This window comes from Syntrophales bacterium (assembly GCA_035363115.1).
In the GTDB taxonomy this organism is placed as follows: Bacteria; Desulfobacterota; Syntrophia; order Syntrophales; family PHBD01; genus PHBD01.
Genome location: DAOSEM010000011.1, coordinates 104,412 through 126,157, shown reverse-complemented (window position 1 = coordinate 126,157; position 21,746 = coordinate 104,412). Strand labels below are relative to the sequence as shown.

The window sequence follows — 21,746 nt, the reverse complement described above, 5'->3', positions numbered from 1 at the left end:
TCGGGGTACCCTGCCGTCGCAGCGAAGCGCCCGCAAAGTCATCTGTCTGAGCGCCGCCAGGCGCGAGTTATGACTTTGCAGTGATTTTTCTTTCCAATTCGCACTCAGGAAGCTCATCTACCTTGTGTTCGCGGGGGCGCGACCGGGGGTTTCCAGAGGAGCAATTGGGACTTTTTTCCCATTCCTTCAGCCGGACAGACCTTCGATGACGGATCGCGGGAAAAAACGTCCGCGACGGCGGAAGCCCCCGTGGCAGCCCCCGCGCCGCGATGCATGCAAGTGAAGAAGAAGGCGATCCGGCTGTTGGGGGAGAAAAGGGAAATAAGGAAGGGGGCGGATTCGGAAATCCGCCCCCTCGGAAAGGGGTGGGGAACAGGCTCGCGCCTGTCCCTTCCATGATTGATTAGATGCCTGCGTCCTTCTTCAGTTTCTTTGCCAGGTCCGTCTTCTCCCAGCGATAGTTGTCCATGAACAGGGTCACGGGGATCTTCCGGTAGACGCTCCCGCTCAGGAGGTCGAACCGCTCGATCATTCCGGCGGGCGTCAGGTCGAAGTTGTCCGCAACGATCTTTTCGAGCTTCTTGCTCGGAACCTTTCCGGTCCCGAAGGTGTCGATATAGATCGAGAAGGGCTTCGCGATGCCGATGGCGTAGGCGAGCTGGACGGAGCACTTGGCGGCCAGGCCGGCGGCGACGATGTTCTTGGCTACGTAGCGGGCGCCGAAGGCGGCGGAGCAGTCCACCTTCTCCGGCGACTTGTTCACCACGGAGCCGCCTCCCAGCTGTGCCCCCGGATAGCCGCCGTAGAACTGGACCACGAGCTTGCGGCCCGTCACGCCCGAATCGGCGGCGCTGCACGAATTGACGGCCTCCCACTCTCCCGTGGGATTGCAGAGGAACTCCGTCTTCTTGTCCACCCAGTCAGCGAGGCAGTCGAAGGCGATCTTTTTTGCCCTGGCCTCCACGGCCGATTTCTTCCCCTTCACGAAACGGTAATCGATGGCGTTGGACATCAGGACCTTGGCGAGCCGCTTCGGCTTTCCCGTTTTGTCGTCGTATTCCACGGAGACCTGCCCCTTTCCGTCGGGGGCGAAAATGGGATCTTTCAGCGCCTCGAAGGTCCGCATCATCCGGCTCACCAGGACATAGGGAAGGGGAAGCAGCTCCGGTGTCTCGTCGCAGGCGAAGCCGTACATGATGCCCTGATCGCCGGCACCGATCTCCTTGTGCTTGCCGAGATCGCCTCGTGTGCCGATGTTGATGTTGGGGGACTGGGGGATGATGGCGTTCAGGATCCCCATGGAATTCCCGTTCAGGCCGACGGCGGCATCGTTGTATCCTAGGCCGAGGACGGTCTTCCGGACCACCTTGTCGATGTCGATGTAGACCCGGGTGCTGACCTCGCCCCCGACGACGCAAAGCCCTTTGCCGAGAAAGACCTCGACGCCGCAGTGGGGCATGGTGTTGATGTCCATCTTCTTGCGTTCTTTCTCCGCGTCCATGATCTCCGCAATGATGTGTGCGGCGATGATGTCCGCCACGATGTCGGGGTGTCCAACCTTGATGCTCTCCGATGAAATCTGCATGCTTTCTTTCCTTTCTAGTGACAGGTTCCCTTTTTCCCAAACCAATGAGCCCGAAGGCTTTTTGCCGGCCACGAAAAAAGCCCGCGCCGAAGCGCGGGCTGAAACGGTCGGATCGGTTCGGCGCTTTAGCACATTTGTATAGCGGAGCAATTTACCTTTTAAATTCCCGCTGTGGCGGATGCCGTACCGCACCGGGGAGAACGTGTCAAGGGAAAAGTTCCCGAGGTGGCGAAAAATGGCCGGTTGATCGGCGCACCCCTTCGTGTTATAAGAAAACCCTCCTTCATTTAGGCAGTTTCATTCCCGGAGTCCGTCCTTGGAGAGATCCGTCAGAAGAAGGCAAACCCGACCCGTCGTGATCGGCGGCGTGCAGATCGGCGGTGGTGCGCCGGTGGTGGTCCAGTCCATGACCTCCACGGACACCCGCAACGTGGAGGCCACGGTCCGGCAGATTCGCGCCCTCGAGGAAGCAGGATGCGAGATTGTCCGGGCGGCCGTTCCCGACGAGGAGGCCGCCCTGGCCCTGAGGGAGATCAAGAAGGGGATTTCCCTGCCGCTGATCGCCGATATCCATTTCGACCACCGTCTTGCCCTGGCATCGATCGAAAACGGCGCCGACGCCATCCGGATCAACCCGGGCAACATGAAGCGGGAAAAACTTCCCGAGGTTGTCCGGGTCGCGGCGAACAGGGGGATCCCCATCCGCGTCGGCATCAACGCGGGCTCCCTGGAAAAGGACCTGCTGGAGCGGTACGGCGGTCCCATTGCGGAGGCCCTGGTGGAGAGCGCCCTCCGGAACATACGCCTCCTGGAGGACCTGGGCTTCACGGCCATCAAGGTATCCCTCAAGTCCTCCGACGTGCCGACGATGATCGAGGCCTACCGGGAGGTCTCCCGCCGCACGGACTATCCTCTCCACCTGGGCGTCACCGAGGCGGGAACGCTGCTCAACGCCGCCGTCAAGTCCGCCGCCGGCATCGGAACCCTCCTGTATGAGGGGGTCGGCGACACGATCCGGGTATCCGTCACGGGGGACCCGGTGCCGGAGGTCGGCATCGCCTACGGCATCCTCCGGGCCCTGAACATCCGGGCCGTCGGACCCGACATCATTGCCTGTCCCACCTGCGGTCGCTGCGAGATCGACCTGCTCTCCGTCGTCGAAGAAGTGGAGCACCGGCTTTCCGGCATGCGGGAGCCCCTGAAGATCGCCATCATGGGATGCGTCGTCAACGGCCCCGGTGAAGCAGCCGGGGCGGACGTCGGCATCGCCGGGGGGAAGCGGGCCGGGATGCTCTTCAAGAAGGGAAAACCCGTCCGGAAGGTCGCCGAGGGTGACCTGGTGAAGGCGCTGCTGGAGGAAGTGGCCGCCATGACCGGTCGCCGGATGTCCTGACCGGATTCATTCACGACATAGCACAACCTCACCAGCAAGGAGGATTCATGCGTTATTCCGATATGTTTCTGCCCACGGTCCGGGAGGTCCCGTCCGATGCGGAGGTGATCAGCCACCAGCTCATGATCCGGTCGGGGATGATCCGCAAGCTCACGAGCGGCGTTTACACGTATCTTCCCCTCGGATATCGTGTCATCCGGAAGTTCGAGCAGATCGTCCGGGAGGAGATGAACCGAGCCGGGGCCCAGGAGGTCTTCATGCCCACCGTCCAGCCGGCGGAGCTCTGGCAGGAGTCGGGCCGCTGGGTCCATTACGGCAAGGAGCTTCTCCGTTTCCGGGACCGCCACGACCGGGAGTGCTGCCTCGGGCCGACCCACGAGGAGGTCATCACCGACCTGGTGCGGAACGAGATCAAGACCTATCGCCAGCTCCCCAGGAACCTCTACCAGATCCAGACGAAATTCCGGGACGAGATCCGCCCCCGCTTCGGCGTCATGCGCTGCCGGGAATTCGGCATGAAGGACGCTTACAGTTTCGATGTGGACAGCGAGACGGCCGAGATCAGCTACCAGAAGATGTTCGAGGCCTACAACCGGATCTTTGCCCGCTGCGGCCTGAAGTTCCGCCCCGTCGAGGCCGACTCGGGGAGCATCGGCGGGAGCTTCTCCCACGAGTTCCTGGTCGTCGCCGACACGGGGGAGGACGGTATGGTCTACTGCGAATCCTGCAACTATGCGGCGAACCTCGAGAAGGCCGAGATCGTCCGGCCGCCGGAAGCGGCGCCCGCGGTCTCGACAAAGGCCATCGAGGAGGTCCACACGCCGGACGTCCGGACCATCGAGGAGGTCTGCGCGTTCCTGAAGGTGACCCCGCAGGAGGTCGTCAAGACCCTGATCTACAGCGCCGACGACAAGCCCGTGGCGGTCCTGATCCGGGGCGACCACGAAGTGAACGAGATCAAGGTGAAGAATTTCCTGGGGTGCGACGCCCTGGAGATGGCCCTGGAAGAAGTGATCGTCGAGGTGGCGAACGCCCCCCGGGGCTTTGTCGGGGCCATGGGCATCAAGTGTCCCGTCTACGCCGACTATTCCCTGATCGGGATGTCCGATTTCGTCATGGGGGCCAACAAGGAAGATTACCACATCCGGAACGTCAACATGGGCCGGGATTTCACGGTGAAGGCCTTCGCGGACTTCCGGGCCATCCGCGACGAAGACCCCTGCCCGCGGTGCGGCAAGAGCCTGCATTTTGCCCGGGGGATCGAGGTCGGACACGTCTTCAAGCTGGGCCTCAAGTACAGCAAGGCCATGCGGGCCGTCTATCTGGACCGGAACGGCAGGGAGCAGTTCATGGTCATGGGCTGCTATGGTATCGGCATCGGCCGGACCGTGGCGGCCACGATCGAGCAGAACAACGACGCCGCGGGGATCGTCTGGCCCATGCCGCTGGCGCCCTATCAGGTAATCGTCACGCCGACGAACGTCAACGACGGCGCCCTCGCCGAGGCGGCGGAGCGGCTCTACAAATCCTGGACGGACCGGGGGATCGAGGCGGTCCTCGACGACCGGGACGAGCGGGCCGGGGTCAAGTTCATGGACGCCGACCTCATCGGCATTCCCCTCCGGGTCACCGTCGGGCCGAAGCGCCTGGCCGAAGGGAAGGTCGAGGTCCGGTTCCGTCGGACCGGCGAGGTCCATGTCCTCTCCATCGACGAGGCGGTCGAATTCGTCGTCCGCACCGTCCATGAGGAAATGAAGGCGCCGGAGTGATCCGCCGGGGCAGGGAAGCCATGGACGCAGAGATCGGAACGGACCGTTCATGATCCGCATCACCGACATCCTGGACAGGGTCCAGTCCTACATGACGCCGGAGGAGCAGGAGCTCATCCAGAAGGCCTATGTCTTCTCCGCCAGCGTCCACCAGGGGCAGGTCCGCCTTTCGGGGGAGCCTTACCTCATCCACCCGATGGAAGTGGCGGGGATGCTGACGGACATGCGGCTCGACTGTTCGACCGTCGTGACGGGACTGCTCCACGACACCGTGGAGGACACCCTGGCAACCCCCCAGCAGATCGAGGAGGCCTTCGGCAAGGACGTGGCCTTCCTCGTGGAGGGGCTGACGAAGATCAGCCGGATCACCCTGGGCGGCCGGGAGGCGCTGCAGGCGGAAAACTTCCGCAAGATGATCCTGGCCATGTCGGCGGACATCCGGATCCTCATGGTGCGCCTGGCGGACCGGATCCACAACATGCGGACCCTCCAGTACCACCCCCCGGACAAGCAGAAGTACATCGCCAGGGAGACGCTCGACCTGTATGCCCCCCTGGCGAACCGCCTGGGAATCTACTGGATGAAGGTGGAGCTGGAGGACCTCGCTTTCCGGTACCTGGAGCCCCATGCCTTCAACGAGTTGGCCTTCCGGGTCTCGGAGAAGCAGGAGAAGCGTGAGCACTATACCGAAGAGGTCACCGGGATCATCCGGGAGGAGCTCCGGAAGGCCGGTCTCAAGGCCGATGTGGAGGGGAGGGCCAAGCATCTCTGGAGCATCCACAAGAAGATGCAGGCCCAGCACATCGAGTTCGACGAGGTCTATGACCTGATCGCCTTCCGGATCATCCTGGCGTCCGACACGGTGAGGGAATGCTACGAGGCCCTGAGCATGATCCACTCCCTGTGGAAGCCGGTTCCCGGGCGCTTCAAGGACTACATCGCCATCCCCAAGGCCAACAACTACCAGTCCCTGCACACGACCGTCATCGGTCCCTACGGGGAGCGCATGGAGGTCCAGATCCGGACCCGGGTCATGCACGAGTGGGCCGAGGAGGGCATCGCCGCCCACTGGCGGTACAAGGAGCGACGCTCCTCCGACGGCGGGGAGGACCAGCAGATCAAGAAGCTCCGGGAACTCCTGGAGGTCCAGCAGGAGGTGGAGAATCCCCGGGAGTACATGTCCACCCTGAAGATGGCGCTCTTCCCCGACGAGGTGTACGTGTTCACGCCCGACGGAGACGTCCGGGCCTTCCCGAAGGGGGCGACGCCCATCGACTTCGCCTACAGCATTCATTCCGACGTCGGCCATACCTGCATCGGGGCCAAGGTCAACCGCAACATCGTTCCCCTCAAGTACCAGCTTCAAAACGGGGACCGCGTGGAGATCATCACCCAGGCGGGCCACCATCCCAGCAAGGACTGGCTCAAATACGCCGTCACGTCCCGGGCCCGCTCCAAGATCAAGAACTGGATCAACACGGAAGAGCGCAACCGCAGCGTCGTTCTGGGCCGCGAGCTCCTGGAGAAGGAGTTCCGGAAAAACGGGCTCAAGTTCAGCCTCCTCGGCAAGCCCGAGGCTCTGAAGAAGCTCTTCGAGGAGAACCAGGTCCATTCCCAGGACGACCTGATGGCCGCGGTGGGCTACGGCAAGCTGTCGCCGAAGCACGTCGTCCAGTATTTTGTACCGGAGGAGCCGAAGGCGGAGGAGCCCCTTCCCGAAAAACCCAAGCGAAAGCTCCCCGACGTGTCCACCGTCGGCATTTCCCTGACGGGGATCGAGGACGTGATGGTGCGGTTCGCCAAGTGCTGCACCCCTATCCCCGGGGACGAGATCGTGGGCTATATCTCCCGGGGGAGGGGCATCGTCGTTCACACGAGCACCTGTCCGAATACCCGCGACATGGAGGCGGACCGCCTCGTGGACGTCGAATGGAACGTGAAGGAACGCCACACCTACCCCGTCCATATACGGGTCGTCTGCCGGGACCGCAAAGGCGTGCTGGCGGATGTGAGCAGCGCCATCTCCGCCCACGACGTCAACATCAGCAACGCCCAGGTGGACACGAACAACCCCGATATGCAGGCGGTCTGCGACTTCAAGATCGACGTCAACGACCTGAACGAGCTCAACAAGGTGGTGACGTCCATCAAGAAGCTGGACTGCGTAATGTCGGTGGAGCGCATCCGGCAGTTGTGATGAATTGCCGGGGTGCGCCTGTCCGCAGCGGTTGGCGGTTGACAGGGATATTCCCCTGCGGTATGAACCCGCAGCCCGCCATGCGGGTATTACCTGGAAGGGATGGAAGATGAAGCGGCTGTTCCTGATGACGTTTGTTGCAATCCTTGCTCTGTTCTTCCTGGCGGCGCCCGTTCCCGCCGATGCCCAGTCCGCCCGCCGGGTCGTGCTTATCGACCCGGGCCACGGTGGATCCGATGCCGGGGTGAAGGTCGGGGAAAAGGCGTCCGAAAAGGACGTGACCCTGGCCGTTGCGCTCCTGGTGAAAAAGGCGCTCTCCGGCAGCGGGATCGATGTGCTCCTGACGCGGACCACCGACGCCTCCCTGTCCGCGACGGATCGGGCCAAGGCTGCCGCGAGCGCAAAGCCGGACCTCGTCCTTTCGCTCCATGTCAACGCCGGATTCGACAAGAAGGCCCGCGGGTTCGAGGTCTGGTTCCCCGGATTCCAGTCAGCGGCAGGGAACGGCGGGGATTCGAAGGCGATCCTCAAGGACATGGCGAAGAACCAGTACCTGAACGAGAGCGTCCGGCTTGCCCGGGCCATCGAGAGGAACCTCTCGACGGTTTTCCCGAAGGCCAATCGCGGCCTCCGGGAGGCGCCCATTCCCCTGCTGGATGGCCTGGCCGTTCCGGCCGTGGTCGTGGAGATCGGATTCGCCACTCATCCGGAGGAGGGCAAGCGTCTCCTTGAAGACGCGACCCGGCAGGCCATCGCCGCCGCCCTGGCGAAGAGCATCCGCGAGGTCCTCTGAGGACCGCCAGTGCCGTCACGAAACGATGAATACAGGCTGCGTATGCGAACAGACGGAAGAAAACCCCTGGAACTGAGGCCCGTCCGCCTGGCTGTCGGGTACCTGGCCCACGCCGAGGGCTCCGTCCTCATCGAGATGGGGGCGACGAAGGTCCTCTGTACGGCCACCCTGGAGGAGGGCGTTCCCCCGTTCCTGAAGAACACGGGCAAGGGGTGGCTCACGGCGGAGTATGCGATGCTTCCCGCGTCCGGAACCACCCGGACGCCCCGCGAGTCCACCCGGGGCAAGGTCGGCGGGCGGACCCACGAGATCCAGCGGCTCATCGGGCGGTCGCTCCGGGCTGTGACAGACTTGGGCGCCTTCGGGGAGCGCACGATCTACATCGATTGCGACGTCCTTCAGGCCGACGGCGGCACCCGCACGGCCTCCATTACGGGGAGCTTTGTGGCCCTGGTGGAGCTGTTCCGGAAGATGAAGGAGCGGGGGCTGGTGGATCGCATCCCCGTGGACGACGCCGTCGCGGCGGTCAGCGTGGGCGTGCGGGGCGGGGAGATCCTCCTGGACCTGGACTATTCCGAGGACTCCGGGGCGGACGTGGACATGAACGTCGTGATGACCGGGAGCGGCCGTTTCATCGAGGTGCAGGGGACGGCGGAGGAATCGCCCTTCGAGCGGGAGCTTCTGGACCGCATGCTGGAGGCGGCCTCCGGCGGCATTCGGGCGCTCGTCGCCGAGCAGCGGGCGGCCCTGGGGGATGTCCGTTGAAGACCGTTGTCTTCGCTTCCCGCAACCGGGGGAAGATCCGGGAAATCCGGGCACTCCTGGAAGACCTGCCGATTGTGCTGCGATCCCTGGACGACTTCCCCGATGCCCCGGAGGTGGAGGAAGACGGAGACACCTTCCTGGAGAACGCCCTGAAAAAGGCCCTCGCCATCGCCCGATACACCGGATGTGCCGCAATGGCCGACGATTCCGGCCTGACCGTGGACGCCTTGGGCGGCGCCCCGGGGGTTCACTCGGCCCGCTATGCCGGCGAAGGCGCCGACGATGGCAGGAACATCGAAAAGCTGCTCCGGGAAATGCAAGACATCCCGGAAAAGGAGAGGGGTGCCGCCTTCCGGTGCGTCCTGGTCCTCTGCGAGCCCGACGGCTCCTGCGAATCCTTCGAGGGGGCCTGGGAAGGGCGGATCGCGGAGAAACCCGACGGCGACGGAGGGTTCGGGTACGACCCGGTGTTTTATCTCCCCGGCCTCGGAAAGACCGTGGCCCGCCTCTCCCTGGAGGAAAAGAACCGTCTCAGCCACCGCGCCCGGGCCATGGAGCGGCTCCGGGAGGCCCTGGAGGGGCGGTTTCAGAAGCCATAAAAAATCGACTCGGGGCGTAGCGCAGCCTGGTAGCGCGCCTGCTTTGGGAGCAGGATGTCACAGGTTCAAATCCTGTCGCCCCGACCATTATTTATCTTTAATATTCAGTAGGTTGGCAGTTTTTAAGGAGGCCTTTTTCGTTACCAGAGCGTTACCACTTTCATAGATGGAACGGACCTCGTCCGACTCCACCCGAAAGTACCGCTCGAAGGCCTTCGATGTGCTGTGCATGGTGGCCCGTTTGATTTGCTCCGGTGAAAAACGGGTTCTCAATGCACGTGCCGAAGAATGGCGCGTCCCTCCGTAAAGATCCACGCCTTCAACGCCAAGATTTGCGCAGGCTCGTTTCCACCAGTTGTAAAGAACGTGCTGGCCGAACGGCGTACCCTCCTTGAACCCCGATCCCTTGACATGGCGAAAGAACGGAATGTCCGGTTTGATCGCCTTCGGGAATTGGCCGAGTATTTCCATGTCCTCCTGGATCAATGGGACCGATTTGAACCGCTTCTCTTTGGGGTGCGGGAAGTATAGATAGCCGTTGCCCAGGTCGATATTCCCTTCTTCGAGAGAAATCATTTCCCCCGGGCGGACTGAAATGTAGGTGCAAAGGAATTTGATCGCCAACCATATTTTAGGATTGTAGCTTGAGATCCGGCGTATTTCTTCCAGTATCGCCGTCTGTGTCTCCTTATCCACCGTTTTCCTGTACCCGAGTTCAGGGGTGTCCAAAGGAAATTTTGGGATGGGGATTCCGGTTGTATCGCTGGCCCAGGACCAGAAAGCTCTCAATGCGCGGATGTAATTTTCTTTCGTCTTTGCTCCACAGGTCAGGGAAAATTTGAAATCCTCGAGCTCTGCATAACCAATCTCACGGATATTTCGGTTTCCCCATCTCTCCGATGTCATACGGGCTACCAGCTCGAGTATCTTGATGTAGCCGTGCTTCCGATCCGCCGCCTTCTTTCGCTCGATCCACTTCTCAATCAGATTGCTGAATCCGAGCGGTTTGTCTTTGCGGTAATCCTTGTCATCAAATGATCCTTCATCCGTTTTGAAACGAAGGCCTGTCAGGAACCTGCATGCCGCATCGTATGACTTGAAACGCTGGTGGACCTTCCCGAAGCGCACCGAGAATTTTGTTGCTCTGTGACGACAGCAGACTAGGCCGTCCCTGTGATTGTCAACAAATTTATCCCCACATGAGGGGCACCGCTCGTCAGAGTAGATTCCGCCTTTCATGCACAAATCACCTCCGTTGAATGGGTGGGTATCATTTCGTGCGGTTGAAATCAATGGACGGCACCTTGAACGCGGATTTGCTTACCCTTTCCTTTTTTTCATTCTTCCCAGACCAACATGTACACAATCCCTCGCTCCGGTTTCTCCGGGAGGTCAGAATACATTGCGTACACGGTTTCCCATGGCTGGCTATCCATCACGTAATCCCCCTCACAATCGGGGTACGGGCAGAAAAGCATTTCATCTGCATCCTTCACGTTGTATTTGAACGATCCCACCGGATACGCTCGACAACAACGCTCGCAATGCTTCCATTTACCCGGTTCATCACCCTCAAAACCCCCTTTGATTTGCTGATACATGTGATGTTTGAAACCCGATTCAACGAACCGCCAGCCTTTCTCTTTCTCCCTCCGCGCCTTTCTTCTCTGAATCCTCGATGTTCCTCTCTTCATTGTTAATCCTCCTGTAATAGTTTGATTTAGCACACGATGTGCTTTGATTCCGTTTTCCTCCGGCGATCAATGAACCGTCCCACAACGGACCGCATCGGCTGTTTTCGAGTCCCTTTGCTGCGACTCGACCTGATCAAAGACCCGCTCCCAATGGACCCACCGTGCAAGCTCCTCAAGAAGGCCCAGGGCTTCTGCCGTCATCCGGCACTGGTAGCCCTGGCCCTCGACATAAACGGGCTTAAAAAGGGCTTTGGTGGCTTCAAAGGGTACTTCCACGATCATGCCCAGGCGCCGACCGTTGATATCGGCCTGGACATAGGTTTGCTGTCCGCAGCCTTCCAAAATGGCTTCATAGCTGAACGGTTTCTTTGCGCTCTTCAAATCGGTGACTTGCTCGTCCGAATTTGCTTTTGCGATCTCCTCGAAAAAACCCGCCACTTCCCGGAACGCTTCTTCTTCATCCACGATCTCCTCCGTTCCGTTGTCCCTGATCTCCTCATGGGCTCCATCTGACGGGCAGGGATAGAAGACCATTCGCCGTATTCGCCGTTTCAGGTTCTTCTTCATGTCCTCGGGAAGCTCCGTCTGATATTTCTTCCCCTTCTCGAAGTACCCCTTTTCGGCAAAGTAGCCGGCAATGCTGTTCCAGTGCTTTTGATCCCTGAAATACGTTTCCTTCACAATCCCGTGCGGCCAGGCCCAATGAAGCCGCTTTCCTCCGATCATCCCTTCCCGGCCTTCGTTCTCGACCTCGATCAACAGGTGCCAATGGGGATAACCATCCCGGTAGAATTCCAGCACGGACATGACTTTCGTGACCTTCACCGGTTCGTGCTCATAGTCCCATCTTCCGCCCAGCTTGACCTTGCGCCCCTCCCTCAGTTTGCGCACGAATGCCGACACGCTCTTTTTGTCCCGGATTGTTTCCAGGGCATCAAGGCCGCTGCTGAATTTCTCGCGATCAACGGTGAGGATTACGTGGCGGGTTCTTCCGTGATCGAACGTGCGGATTTGCTGCTTATACCGGGGAACATAGAAGAGCTTGTGACAACTGGGACACCATACGGACCTGCACCGGCAATTTCCGACCTTGACCGGTAACCGGGGTTCCGTCGATCCGGTGACGTCCTCGATTAAGGAATCAAGGACCTCTTTTTCATCTCTCTGCCCGCAGTCTCTGTTTAAAGCAAGAATAGGGGGCCGGAACGGGGCGGTCTTTGCCCATTCCGGATCCTGCGGGCGGCTCTCCTTTTGAACCAGTTTCGCAACCGGCTTGCCGCCCTTGTTTTCAATGACCTCGACAAGGTTTTCGTTGGTGTTGCTCCCGAGAACAGATATACCCTCAATGTCATCGGGGATCACCCATCTGCTCTTGCGCGCGCCCGCCCGCGGCCGCTCCACCGCAGCCGCCGCGGCCGCGATTCCTTCCAAACGATCTCTTACAGACATAAAAAACCTCTCCTGGTTGTTCCAGAAGAGGTTCATTGACAGACGCTGTTCTGTGCGGTACTTGATGAACAGATCCGTTCCGGTGTGTCTTCCCTGCCACGGGTTTTGACTCTTCTGGAATGTGATTCAGAAAGTCCGGCATGCGCCAACATGACCGGGCTTTCGTTTTTCTATTTGTTGACCTTCCAATCCCCCTTCTTGTTTAGCGTCAGCCTGCCGCCCACGATATCCGTAAGGAACTTTTCACGGACATATCTTTCGATCTTCGCTACTTTCATGAGAGGCGTTTTGTTGAGGATCTCCGCATCCTCAAGACCAATCATGATCAGGTTGCGCATGAGCTGGCTTCGGCTCAAGTCCATTTCCGCCGCCAGGCGGTCAATCCTTTCGATCACATCGTCTTCGATTTGGACGGTGTATTGCTTGCGTGGCCTTTCCATTTCGTCCTCCTTCGTATCCTGTGTTGTGGAGGTATATACTTTCATTGAATCCATTGTCAAGTATTTTTTCCTTCCCCCCCGCCTTGCGCCGCCCTGTAGCAAGAGCGCCCCGCACGTCAAGGCTACCCCTTCGGGCTCGCTGTGCTCGGCCTTGACTTGCGGGTCTTGCTCTTGCTGTTTGGAAATCAGCGACGGCGGGGAGGGTGCGACAAGAACGCTCAGACAAAGAGGGTTTTCCTCTCTTCTCCGTATCATAAATATCAGCCCGAGTTGAAACTCTCGTTTGTGATCAAGGTATATATTAAATATGATATCTGTTTACACTTGACATTTTTAATATAAGGGGCACAATCGGAACGTAATTCTTTGGTTTCCAAAAGATTCATGATTACGTATAAATGTATATGAAAGGTGGCCATCCTATGAATAGTCGTCCTCAAAAACTGATGTGGATAATCATTACTATCATGAGTATATTATTAATTGCATATCTTGATTGGCTGACAGGACTTGAACTGAATCTCTACGTGTTTTATTTCATGCCTGTAGCCGTCGGTGCATGGTTTATTGGGCTATGGTTCACAATAGTATTGGCTGTTTTTAGCGCATTGTTGTGGTTCAGAACAGAATTTCTTTTAGGACATTTTTATTCCTCTGCTTTTTATGCAGTTTGGGACACTACAATCCATCTGATATCTTTTCTCGCAATAGGATTGTCCGTCTCAAGAATGCGGTTTTTGTATAATGTTGAGCAAAAAAGGGCGGTGGAATTGAATAGAGCGCTTTCTGAGGTCAAGGTTCTTGAGGCATTTCTGCCCATTTGTGCTGAATGCAAGAAGATTCGGGATCAACAGGGGGGATGGCAACAGCTTGAAGCCTACATCGTACAGCAGACAGGATCTCAATTCTCACATACATACTGTCCTGAGTGCGCGAAGAAAGCGCTTGCCGATGCTGGCCTTATTGGCAAAAAGAAATCATGATGTTCACATATTCATTCTTTTGACTATAATTCATCCGCATACCACAAAGGCTTCGACTTCCGCACCCATTTTACCATTCCGCTACCAGAACCTTGGCTGATGCTGAATTGACGGGGCTTATTGAAGGTTCAAATCCTGCCACCATCCAAAGAAGTGTTTGGGTGATATATACTAAAACTACCGCTGCTCACGTATAGCTCGACCCCGGCTTTGGAATGCGAACGTTTCATGTAATCCAAGATTAATCATGATTGACTCTATTAAGGGTTCACAAACTGGTGTATCTGAAACCCATTCAACGAGAAAATTCGCCCCAGTTCCGCTCTGGTCACTTTGGGGTATATAAAAGTTCGTAGCTCCCAGCGGCTCCAAAGCCAGACCCTGCGGAGTAAAATCCTTCACGAGTTTCCCGTCATTATTGAAATACAGAACCTTTGTGATCCGAATCTTATGAGACAAGTCCGTGTTGTGGATGGTGACAAAACCGCTGATATCGAATTTCTTACCCCTCTCTCGCGGCAGGTTCGAGTAGATCGGAGCATAAACGACCTGTCCTTTTATTTTCCTTGCATCTGTCTCCTTCACCGTCAGTATGCTTGCATCAAAACTGCTTTCCGATGCGACAGGCTGTACGGCATTCCTTTCATTGCTTCTGCAAGCAGCGACACAGGATAGGATCAAAATACATACCAATACGGAGATAAAGCGTTTCATTGAGATGCCTCCTCTGTGAATATTAGGGCCCGGATTGAATGACCCACAATCTTTGTATCACATATGAAAATAGAATTCTTCCCTTGAGATTTTGTTTCTCTCTGCGATTGCCTTGGTGTCATAGCTTTTAATGCATTCTGCACTTGTGGGAATCAGCAACAGCAGGGATCATACTATGAGATAGTTCAGACAAAGAGACTGCCACATCAGTCGTCTTGGACAATTCAACATCTCCTTAGGAATAATCTTGAAGATCGTCCCTCAGTCATAAATGCATGGGGTCGCTTTTCCTTGACACGCAAAACTGTCCATTCTATCTTGCACAATAAGATCAAGAGATTCAGCAGTTTTAGGTACTGGTGACAGGCGTGCTGATTCAGGATCGTTACAACATGATTGCAGAGAGAAAGGGCAGGACGGTCCTAATCTAAAAAACCGGAAAGAGGGATTTTCAGTTGCCGATGATTGATCCATGATGATTCGCTGTTCGTATTAAGAGATACGCCGCTCATGGAAGGTGGAAACGATGAATGAATTGAACATACTTATTACATTCGCCGGCGGCCTTGCCGCGGCCCTGGTATTTGGCTATATTGCTCACCGCCTGAAAATTTCCCCCATCGTTGGTTACCTTCTGGCAGGTATTCTCGTAGGTCCCCATACCCCGGGCTTCGTTGCTAACCGCGAGGTGGCAGAGCAGTTCGCAGAAATTGGCGTCATTCTGTTGCTCTTTGGAATCGGCCTGCGTTTTCACTTGCGTGAGTTGTATGCTGTCTGGCGCGTGGCCGTGCCTGGAGCATTGATCCAGAGCACGATGTCCACGGTCGTGTTGATGCTGCTGCTTTACCTAATGGGCTGGAACTGGATCTCCGGACTGATTCTGGGAATGGCGATCTCGGTTGCCAGCACAGTCGTCATGGCAAGGGTCTTGGCCGAGTGGCATGATCTCCATGCCCAGATCGGTCATATTGCAGTCGGCTGGACAGTTGTCGAAGACATCCTCACCGTGCTAATGCTCTTACTGTTGCCCATCATCTTTGCCTCGGGCGGCGCAACGAGTCACAGCATCGGGTATGTTCTTGGGGTTGCAGCCCTGAAGGTCACCGGTTTGGTAGCTGTCGTTGTCGTTCTGGGATTGTGGGTCATTCCCTGGGCACTGGAGCGTATCGAAAAGACCCATTCCCGCGAACTCTTCACCCTGGCAGTGCTTGTCCTGGCCGTAGGGATCGCCGTCAGTTCCGCAAAGTTCTTTGGTGTGTCGATGGCTCTCGGGGCTTTCCTTGCTGGGCTTGCTGTTGGTCGCTCAGAATTTGCCGCTCGGGCGGCCGGTGATGCTGTACCGATGCGTGATGCCTTCGCTGTTCTTTTCTTCGTATCGGTCGGCATGCTCTTCGACCCCCGGAGTCTCCTCCAATCACCACTGGCTGTTATCATTGTGCTGGCTGTGGTGATCATCATCAAGCCGTTGGCTGCCACTTTGACCGTTCGCCTTCTTGGCAAACCCATCATGATAGCCGTTCCGGTCGGGGCAGCATTTTCACAGGTGGGTGAATTCAGCTTTATCCTGGGCGTGGTCGCTCTCCAATTGGGACTGATCAATGATATCGGATGGAACGCCCTAGTGACTGCTTCAATCATCTCGATAGCCCTGAATCCATTTATCTATCGCTGGGCTCGCCGCAGGTCTACTAGGGTGGCAAAGATCCCGATTACCCAAAAGGCACGACCCAGCGTCGAACCAAACAACTGCATTCTGGTCGGCTACGGACCGGTGGGAAAAATCGTGTATAAAATTCTTTCCGAACGCGGCGCCGACGTCACAGTGATCGATCTCAATCTGGACACGGTCCGCCGGCTGCGAGCCGACGGGAAAAAGGCACTGTACGGCGATGTTCTACGGCCGGACACCTTGGATGAAGCCGGTATCGCGTCGGCAGGTCGTTTTATTCTCAGTGCAGATGTAGAGAATGCAGCGGAAATCATCAGGCAAGTGCGTCTCCTGAACCCGGACCTGAAGGTTCTTGCACGTTGTGCCCATCTACGTGATGCAGCCTCACTGAGGCGTGCTGGTGCCGAGATCGTTGCTGCGGGTGAAGCCGAAGTGGGGGTCGCTCTGGCTGAAGCGCTGGCGGATGAGGACGAGATGACTTGCGGTGTTACCACTGCTAATAGAGAAGCCATTCGAAATGCCCTGTATGATTTACCAGGGTGAGATAAGATGAAAAGAGAGGGGAGTAATGAAGAACAGATTTATCGTATTGATTGATTTCTCAGCTTATTCAAAACACCTCATTCAATTTGCCTATGACTGGAGTCAAAGAGCGAATGCTGAAATACTTCTGGTTCACCACGTCGTTGCATTATATCCAGTCATGACACCTTATGAAGTCAAGATTAAACTTACAGGTGATGCCACCAGAAAAGCTCGGGAAAGACTAAAAAAGTTGATTAAAGTCGTTCTTCCAGGAGGAACAGCAGTCAGATCAATTGTTTCTGACAGCAATCTAATCGTGATTATAAAGCAGTTGCTTGGAGAACCATACAACAATTTATTGCTTCTTGGTATCAAGGGAACCGGTTTGTTGAAGAAGATATTCATTGGGAGTCAGGCCGTAGAAATAATAAACCATATTAATAACTTGATCGTGGCCATACCTGAAAATGCCGCCTGTTGTGCTCCAGATGTTATCCATGTCGCAGTTCAAAGAGATTATCCGCTGCACATTTATGAATTCAATAAATTCTTGGGCTTTCATGCAGAAAAATCAAGCAGGCTTGTCTTCTTCTCTGTTATGATGCCCGGAGATGACCAATACTCAATTGAACAATATTTGAAAGAGTTGACGGAACTATACATGGATAAATTCAATGTATCTCATGAGCTGTACTTAGGAAAAAAAGCATTGAAATCTCTCAGAGAAGTGATTCTAAAAAAGCAGAATGAATTCATTGTAGTTCAAAGAGGATCGAGGATGTTGTTGACGGATGTCTTTAGAAAATTTCTGATCAATGAACTTGTTTATGAAGGGAATACGCCATTAGTTATCGTGCCGTGAAGAAAGAAACCATCACGATGGACGGATCATCGCCGGCAAATGAATTCAATACCGTTTTCCTAGTTTAGAGCTCCTTGTCATGGGATTGGTAAAGTGTTCTAATTCTTCTGTTGAATAGCGACTCCTGCTTTTGTCAGTTCTTTGCCATTGTCAAAAATATAGATGTATAATAAAGATGTTATGCTGTCGTGTGCGGGTTCGACTCCCGCACCCATTTACCATTTCATTACCAGAACCTCAGCTGATGCAGAATTGACGGGGCTTATTAAGGGTTCAAATCCTGTCGCCCCGACCATGAGCAAAGAGGCTGCAAGGCGACTTGCAGCCTCTTTGCTCATATGGACGATCCATCCCGCCGGGTTTGCAATCATTATTGATTTGACGTACCCGTCTCTTCCGTTTAAAAATCAACACAGACGACTGTTATAACCGGAGGTGATAACGCTCATTGTCGCCTGGACCTCTGCAGGGAAGACCTCGAAACAGGCAGAGCCGTCAAATGGAGGAAGTTAAAGCAAACGGGTTCGAATGCCGATATATTCACAATGGTCTGTTGAAAGAACGATTCATTGAGAAAATGAGGATAGAACCCCCATGACGGACACCTCCCCCTTTCTCGGTCTTGTCCATAATGTGGCACTGCTTCTGACGATCGCATACCTCTTCGACGTCAGCGCGGCCCACTGGAAGACCGACCACACATCGATCCGGAAGGCATTCTTCGGCATTGTCATCGGAGCAGTCGGCATCATCGTCATGATGACGTCCTGGACGCTCATGACGGGACTCATATTCGACACGCGTTCCGTCCTGTTGTGCATATCCGGTCTCTTTTTCGGTTTCATCCCCACGGTCATCGCAATGGTGATGACCGTCCTGTTCCGCGTTTACCAGGGAGGTACCGGCGCCGTCATGGGCGTCAGCGTCATCATCGCCACGGGCACGATCGGCATCCTGTGGCGCAGGATACACCGTTATTCCCTGGCCTCGATGTCATGGCGCGAGCTATATCTGTTCGGCATTGCCGCCCACCTGGTCATGCTGGGCCTGACGTTCACGTTGCCGCTGGAAATGGCCCTGCGGACACTTTCAAGGATCACCCTGCCTGTCCTGTTGATCTATCCGGCGGGAACCGCCCTCTTGGGTATGCTCATGGTCAACCGGCTCAAGCGTCAGCGGGCAGTCGAGGATCTGCAGGAAAGCGAAGAGAGATATCGCTCCCTGTTCGATTATTCAAGGGATGCCATTCTTTTGACCAGTCCCGATGGATCCATCCTTGACGCCAACCCGGCTGCCTGCAGGATGTTGAACCGGTCGCTGGAAGACATCCGGAGCCTCGGGCGGGAAGGGCTGGTGGACACCTCCGACCCCCGTCTGCAGGAAGCCCTGCAGAAACGGAAGTCCGAAGGCGGAGGCATCGCCGAGATCACGATGCTTCGTGCAGGAGGGGACCCGTTTCCCGCGGAGATAACGTCGTCGATGTTCACCGACGCCGGCGGTCAGCAGAGAACCAGCATGATCATCCGGGATATCACCGAGCGCAGGCAGGCGGAAGAATCACTCCGCCAATCCGAGGATAAGTTCACGAAGATATTTATGATATTACCAAACGGCGTCTCCATCGCCCGCCTGAGAGACGGTCAAATCCTCGAAACCAATGACAGCTTTAAAGAGATCACAGGCTGGGATCGGGACGAAGTCCTTGGACGATCCTCCCTGGAGATCAATTTCTGGAACGATCCGGCGGATCGATTGCTCCTTGTGGAAGAATTGAAGGCCGGCCGAGACGTGCTGCAGCGCGAGTTCCTGTTCCGACGCAAAGACGGGACGGTGCGAATCGGCACTTTTTCCGCACGCTTCATCCGGATCACGGGCGAGGAATGCATCGTATTCGTCATACAGGACATCACCGAGCGCAAGGAGACGGAAAAGGCTCTCCAGGAGAGCGAGGAGAAGTTTGCCCGTGTCTTTCGGATGAGTCCCGACATCATGACCATCACCCGGCTCAGTGACAGCGTCTATGTCGATGTGAACGACGAGTTCACCAGGGAGACCGGTTACGCCAGGGTAGAAGCCATCGGCAGGACCCCCTTTGACCTCGCCGTATGGATCGACCCGTCGGACCGTGAGCGCATACTGGAGAGCCTTTGCTCCGATGAGGAGCTGCAGGCGCAGGAATACCGCTTTCGCAGAAAGAACGGGACCATTTTCACGTGCGAGATGACCGGCCGCATTGTCACGATCGGCGGTGAGCGGTGCCTTCTCGGCATGTACCGGAACGTCACGGAAAAGATCGAGGCAGAGAGAGCCCAGAGGGAAAGCGAGGAAAAGTTCCGGTCCGTGGTCGAGAATTCCCTGGTGGGCATCGCCATCATCGACGACGCCTTTCGCTATGTATACGTGAACGAGGAGTTCTGCCGCGTCGCCGGCTATTCCGAACAGGAACTGATCGGGGATGTTTTTACCCTTCCACTCACGGAGGGAAGCATCCACATTGTCGCCGAGCGTTACCAGCGCCGTCAGCGTGGCGAGGAGGTCCCATCGCATTACGAATTTTCCTTCCGGCAGAAAAACGGCTCGGAACGGGTCGGCGAGGTGCGGAGCTCCGTGTATCTCGATTCGACGGGAAGTGCGAGAACCATCATCCAGGTCATTGACATCACGGATCGCAAGAAAACGGAGGAGTCCCTTCTCCTGATGCAGTTCGCAATGGACAACGCTCCCGACAGCGCCCTCCTGGTGGGGAACGACGGCGGCATCGAATACGCGAACGAGGCCGCCTGCATGTCCATGGGCTACACCCGGGAAGAGCTACTGGGGATGAAGGTGTTCGACATCGACCCGGATTTTCCCGTTGAGGGGTGGGAGCAGCACAAGATAGACGTCAGGCGCCTGGGCAGAATGACGTTCAACGGGCGCCACCGCACGAAGGACGGAAGGCTGTTTCCCGTCGAAGTGACCACGAATTTTTTTGATTACAAGGACCATTTTCTTACCATCGCCTTTGACCGGGACATCACGGAACGCCTGCGGGTGGAGGAGGAGAAGCATCTGCTGGAGGAGCGGCTGAACCGCGCCGAGAAGATGGAGGCCCTGGGGAAGCTCGCGGGCGGTGTCGCCCACGACCTGAACAACACCCTGGGGGTCGTTATCGGGTACACGGAACTGCTCCTCAACAGCATCGAGGCCGGCAGCCCGGTCCGATCCCGCCTCACGAACATCATGCAGGCCGGCGGCCGGGCCGCGGCGATCGTCCAGGATCTCCTGACCCTGGCGAGGAGAGGTGTGGCCGCGAAGGCGATCCTGAATCTGAACCGGATCGTGATGGATTTTCAGAATTCCCCGGAGTTCGAAAAACTGGCCACCTATCACCCCGACGTTCGTTTCCGCATCGACCTCGAACCGGATCTGCCGAACCTCTCCGGGTCGTCGGTACACCTTGCCAAGACGCTGTTCAACCTCGTCTCGAATGCCGTCGAGGCCATGCCGGGAGGCGGTCCGCTGACGGTCGGGACGGCCAGTCATTACCTGGACGGGCCGCTTCACGGATACGAGGAGGTCCGGGAAGGGGATTACGTGGTGCTGACCGTCTCCGATGCCGGGGAGGGTATCTCCGCCGCCGACCTGCCGCACATCTTCGAGCCGTTCTATACCAAGAAGGTCATGGGGAGAAGCGGAACAGGCCTGGGACTGTCGGTGGTCTGGGGCACGGTGAAGGACCACGAAGGCTACATCAACGTCCTGAGCGAGGAGGGGAAAGGCAGCACCTTCACGCTCTACTTCCCGGTAACAAGAGAGGACATTCCGGCCGCGGCGGTGTCCACGCCCGTTTCCGAATACATGGGCCGGGAGGAGTCGATCCTGGTCGTGGACGATGTCCGGGAGCAGCGGGAGCTGGCGGCGGAGCTGCTCCGGGGCCTCCGTTACCGGGTGGAGATCGTCTCCAGCGGGGAGGAAGCGGTGGACTACCTGCGGGAACACAAGACGGACCTGGTGCTCCTGGACATGATCATGGACCCGGGGATGGACGGGCTGGACACCTACCGCCACATCCTGGAGATCCACCCGAAGCAGAAGGCGATCATTGTGAGCGGCTATTCGGAGACGGATCGCGTGAACAAAGCCCGGGCCCTCGGCGCAGGCGAATATGTACGCAAGCCCTATGTCGTCGAGAAGCTCGGCCTGGCGGTCAGGAGAGAGTTGGACCGGACCGCGTGACGCCGGGGTGCACTTCCAGCCGGGCGGTACAGGGCATATCGCCTCTCAGGCCGGTACAGCGCCCCCGGATCAGAGCGTAATCAGCAGGAAC

Annotated in this window: 16 protein-coding genes and 1 tRNA gene; 11 read left to right on the top strand and 6 right to left on the bottom strand. The window is 57.0% G+C overall.

Annotated features, from left to right (window positions below; translation table 11 throughout):
* Positions 1–403: 403 nt before the first annotated feature.
* Complete coding sequence (gene metK / locus PLO63_16655; GenBank protein ID HOI75773.1) at positions 404–1,585, bottom strand: methionine adenosyltransferase; 1,182 nt, start codon at positions 1,583–1,585, stop codon at positions 404–406.
* A gap of 316 nt (positions 1,586–1,901) precedes the next feature.
* On the opposite strand from metK, the gene ispG reads away from it, so the two are divergent.
* From ispG to PLO63_16620, 7 genes are all read left to right on the top strand, one after another.
* A complete protein-coding gene (gene ispG, locus PLO63_16650; protein HOI75772.1) occupies positions 1,902–2,978 on the top strand; it encodes a flavodoxin-dependent (E)-4-hydroxy-3-methylbut-2-enyl-diphosphate synthase in 1,077 nt (358 codons plus the stop codon).
* 47 nt (positions 2,979–3,025) lie between these two features.
* Positions 3,026–4,747, top strand: coding sequence for a proline--tRNA ligase (locus PLO63_16645; GenBank protein HOI75771.1), 1,722 nt, complete (start codon positions 3,026–3,028; stop codon positions 4,745–4,747).
* 49 nt (positions 4,748–4,796) lie between these two features.
* Positions 4,797–6,944, top strand: a complete 2,148-nt coding sequence (locus PLO63_16640; GenBank protein HOI75770.1) for a bifunctional (p)ppGpp synthetase/guanosine-3',5'-bis(diphosphate) 3'-pyrophosphohydrolase — start codon at positions 4,797–4,799, stop codon at positions 6,942–6,944.
* Between the two features lie 109 nt (positions 6,945–7,053).
* Positions 7,054–7,737 (top strand): N-acetylmuramoyl-L-alanine amidase, encoded by a 684-nt coding sequence (locus PLO63_16635; protein ID HOI75769.1) that lies wholly within the window; start codon positions 7,054–7,056, stop codon positions 7,735–7,737.
* 42 nt (positions 7,738–7,779) lie between these two features.
* Positions 7,780–8,502 carry a ribonuclease PH gene (gene rph, locus PLO63_16630; protein HOI75768.1) on the top strand — a complete coding sequence of 241 codons (723 nt, stop codon included), beginning with the start codon at positions 7,780–7,782 and terminating at the stop codon, positions 8,500–8,502.
* The gene (locus PLO63_16625; protein HOI75767.1) at positions 8,499–9,101 is read left to right on the top strand and encodes an XTP/dITP diphosphatase; all 603 of its coding nucleotides are present in this window, start codon (positions 8,499–8,501) and stop codon (positions 9,099–9,101) included. The genes rph and PLO63_16625 overlap by 4 nt, the downstream gene beginning before the upstream one ends.
* Before the next feature lie 10 nt (positions 9,102–9,111).
* Positions 9,112–9,188: transfer RNA gene (locus PLO63_16620), tRNA-Pro, on the top strand.
* Here PLO63_16620 and PLO63_16615 read toward each other — a convergent pair.
* The 4 genes from PLO63_16615 to PLO63_16600 all read right to left on the bottom strand — a co-directional run bounded on the left by PLO63_16615 (position 9,189) and on the right by PLO63_16600 (position 12,939).
* Positions 9,189–10,340, bottom strand: coding sequence for a hypothetical protein (locus tag PLO63_16615; GenBank protein ID HOI75766.1), 1,152 nt, complete (start codon positions 10,338–10,340; stop codon positions 9,189–9,191).
* A gap of 98 nt (positions 10,341–10,438) precedes the next feature.
* Positions 10,439–10,795: a hypothetical protein gene (locus tag PLO63_16610; GenBank protein HOI75765.1), complete on the bottom strand. Its 357-nt coding sequence runs from the start codon at positions 10,793–10,795 to the stop codon at positions 10,439–10,441.
* Positions 10,796–10,861: 66 nt separating this feature from the next.
* Positions 10,862–12,244 (bottom strand): hypothetical protein, encoded by a 1,383-nt coding sequence (locus PLO63_16605; protein ID HOI75764.1) that lies wholly within the window; start codon positions 12,242–12,244, stop codon positions 10,862–10,864.
* Positions 12,245–12,414: 170 nt separating this feature from the next.
* On the bottom strand, positions 12,415–12,939 hold the full coding sequence (locus PLO63_16600; GenBank protein HOI75763.1) for a ribbon-helix-helix protein, CopG family: 525 nt from the start codon (positions 12,937–12,939) through the stop codon (positions 12,415–12,417).
* A gap of 167 nt (positions 12,940–13,106) precedes the next feature.
* Here PLO63_16600 and PLO63_16595 point away from each other — a divergent pair, with 167 nt between their 5' ends.
* A complete protein-coding gene (locus PLO63_16595) occupies positions 13,107–13,667 on the top strand; it encodes a hypothetical protein (protein HOI75762.1) in 561 nt (186 codons plus the stop codon).
* A 177-nt stretch (positions 13,668–13,844) separates the two neighbouring features.
* Here the strand turns inward: PLO63_16595 and PLO63_16590 are convergent, their stop codons facing one another.
* Complete coding sequence (locus PLO63_16590; protein ID HOI75761.1) at positions 13,845–14,381, bottom strand: DUF3124 domain-containing protein; 537 nt, start codon at positions 14,379–14,381, stop codon at positions 13,845–13,847.
* 526 nt (positions 14,382–14,907) lie between these two features.
* Here PLO63_16590 and PLO63_16585 point away from each other — a divergent pair.
* From PLO63_16585 to PLO63_16575, 3 genes are all read left to right on the top strand, one after another.
* Positions 14,908–16,593 carry a cation:proton antiporter gene (locus PLO63_16585; protein HOI75760.1) on the top strand — a complete coding sequence of 562 codons (1,686 nt, stop codon included), beginning with the start codon at positions 14,908–14,910 and terminating at the stop codon, positions 16,591–16,593.
* A gap of 25 nt (positions 16,594–16,618) precedes the next feature.
* A complete protein-coding gene (locus PLO63_16580; protein ID HOI75759.1) occupies positions 16,619–17,437 on the top strand; it encodes a universal stress protein in 819 nt (272 codons plus the stop codon).
* Between the two features lie 594 nt (positions 17,438–18,031).
* Positions 18,032–21,655 (top strand): PAS domain S-box protein, encoded by a 3,624-nt coding sequence (locus tag PLO63_16575; GenBank protein HOI75758.1) that lies wholly within the window; start codon positions 18,032–18,034, stop codon positions 21,653–21,655.
* Positions 21,656–21,746 lie beyond the last annotated feature (91 nt).

Bases quoted from the DNA above. Each gene is read 5' to 3' on its own strand.
- metK (HOI75773.1), bottom strand. From the start codon at position 1,585: ATGCAGATTTCATCGGAGAGCATCAAGGTTGGACACCCCGACATCGTG.
- PLO63_16645 (HOI75771.1), top strand. From the start codon at position 3,026: ATGCGTTATTCCGATATGTTTCTGCCCACGGTCCGGGAGGTCCCGTCC.
- PLO63_16640 (HOI75770.1), top strand. From the start codon at position 4,797: ATGATCCGCATCACCGACATCCTGGACAGGGTCCAGTCCTACATGACG.
- PLO63_16635 (HOI75769.1), top strand. From the start codon at position 7,054: ATGAAGCGGCTGTTCCTGATGACGTTTGTTGCAATCCTTGCTCTGTTC.
- rph (HOI75768.1), top strand. From the start codon at position 7,780: ATGCGAACAGACGGAAGAAAACCCCTGGAACTGAGGCCCGTCCGCCTG.
- PLO63_16615 (HOI75766.1), bottom strand. From the start codon at position 10,340: ATGAAAGGCGGAATCTACTCTGACGAGCGGTGCCCCTCATGTGGGGAT.
- PLO63_16610 (HOI75765.1), bottom strand. From the start codon at position 10,795: ATGAAGAGAGGAACATCGAGGATTCAGAGAAGAAAGGCGCGGAGGGAG.
- PLO63_16605 (HOI75764.1), bottom strand. From the start codon at position 12,244: ATGTCTGTAAGAGATCGTTTGGAAGGAATCGCGGCCGCGGCGGCTGCG.
- PLO63_16600 (HOI75763.1), bottom strand. From the start codon at position 12,939: ATGATACGGAGAAGAGAGGAAAACCCTCTTTGTCTGAGCGTTCTTGTC.
- PLO63_16595 (HOI75762.1), top strand. From the start codon at position 13,107: ATGAATAGTCGTCCTCAAAAACTGATGTGGATAATCATTACTATCATG.
- PLO63_16590 (HOI75761.1), bottom strand. From the start codon at position 14,381: ATGAAACGCTTTATCTCCGTATTGGTATGTATTTTGATCCTATCCTGT.
- PLO63_16585 (HOI75760.1), top strand. From the start codon at position 14,908: ATGAATGAATTGAACATACTTATTACATTCGCCGGCGGCCTTGCCGCG.
- PLO63_16580 (HOI75759.1), top strand. From the start codon at position 16,619: ATGAAGAACAGATTTATCGTATTGATTGATTTCTCAGCTTATTCAAAA.
- PLO63_16575 (HOI75758.1), top strand. From the start codon at position 18,032: ATGACGGACACCTCCCCCTTTCTCGGTCTTGTCCATAATGTGGCACTG.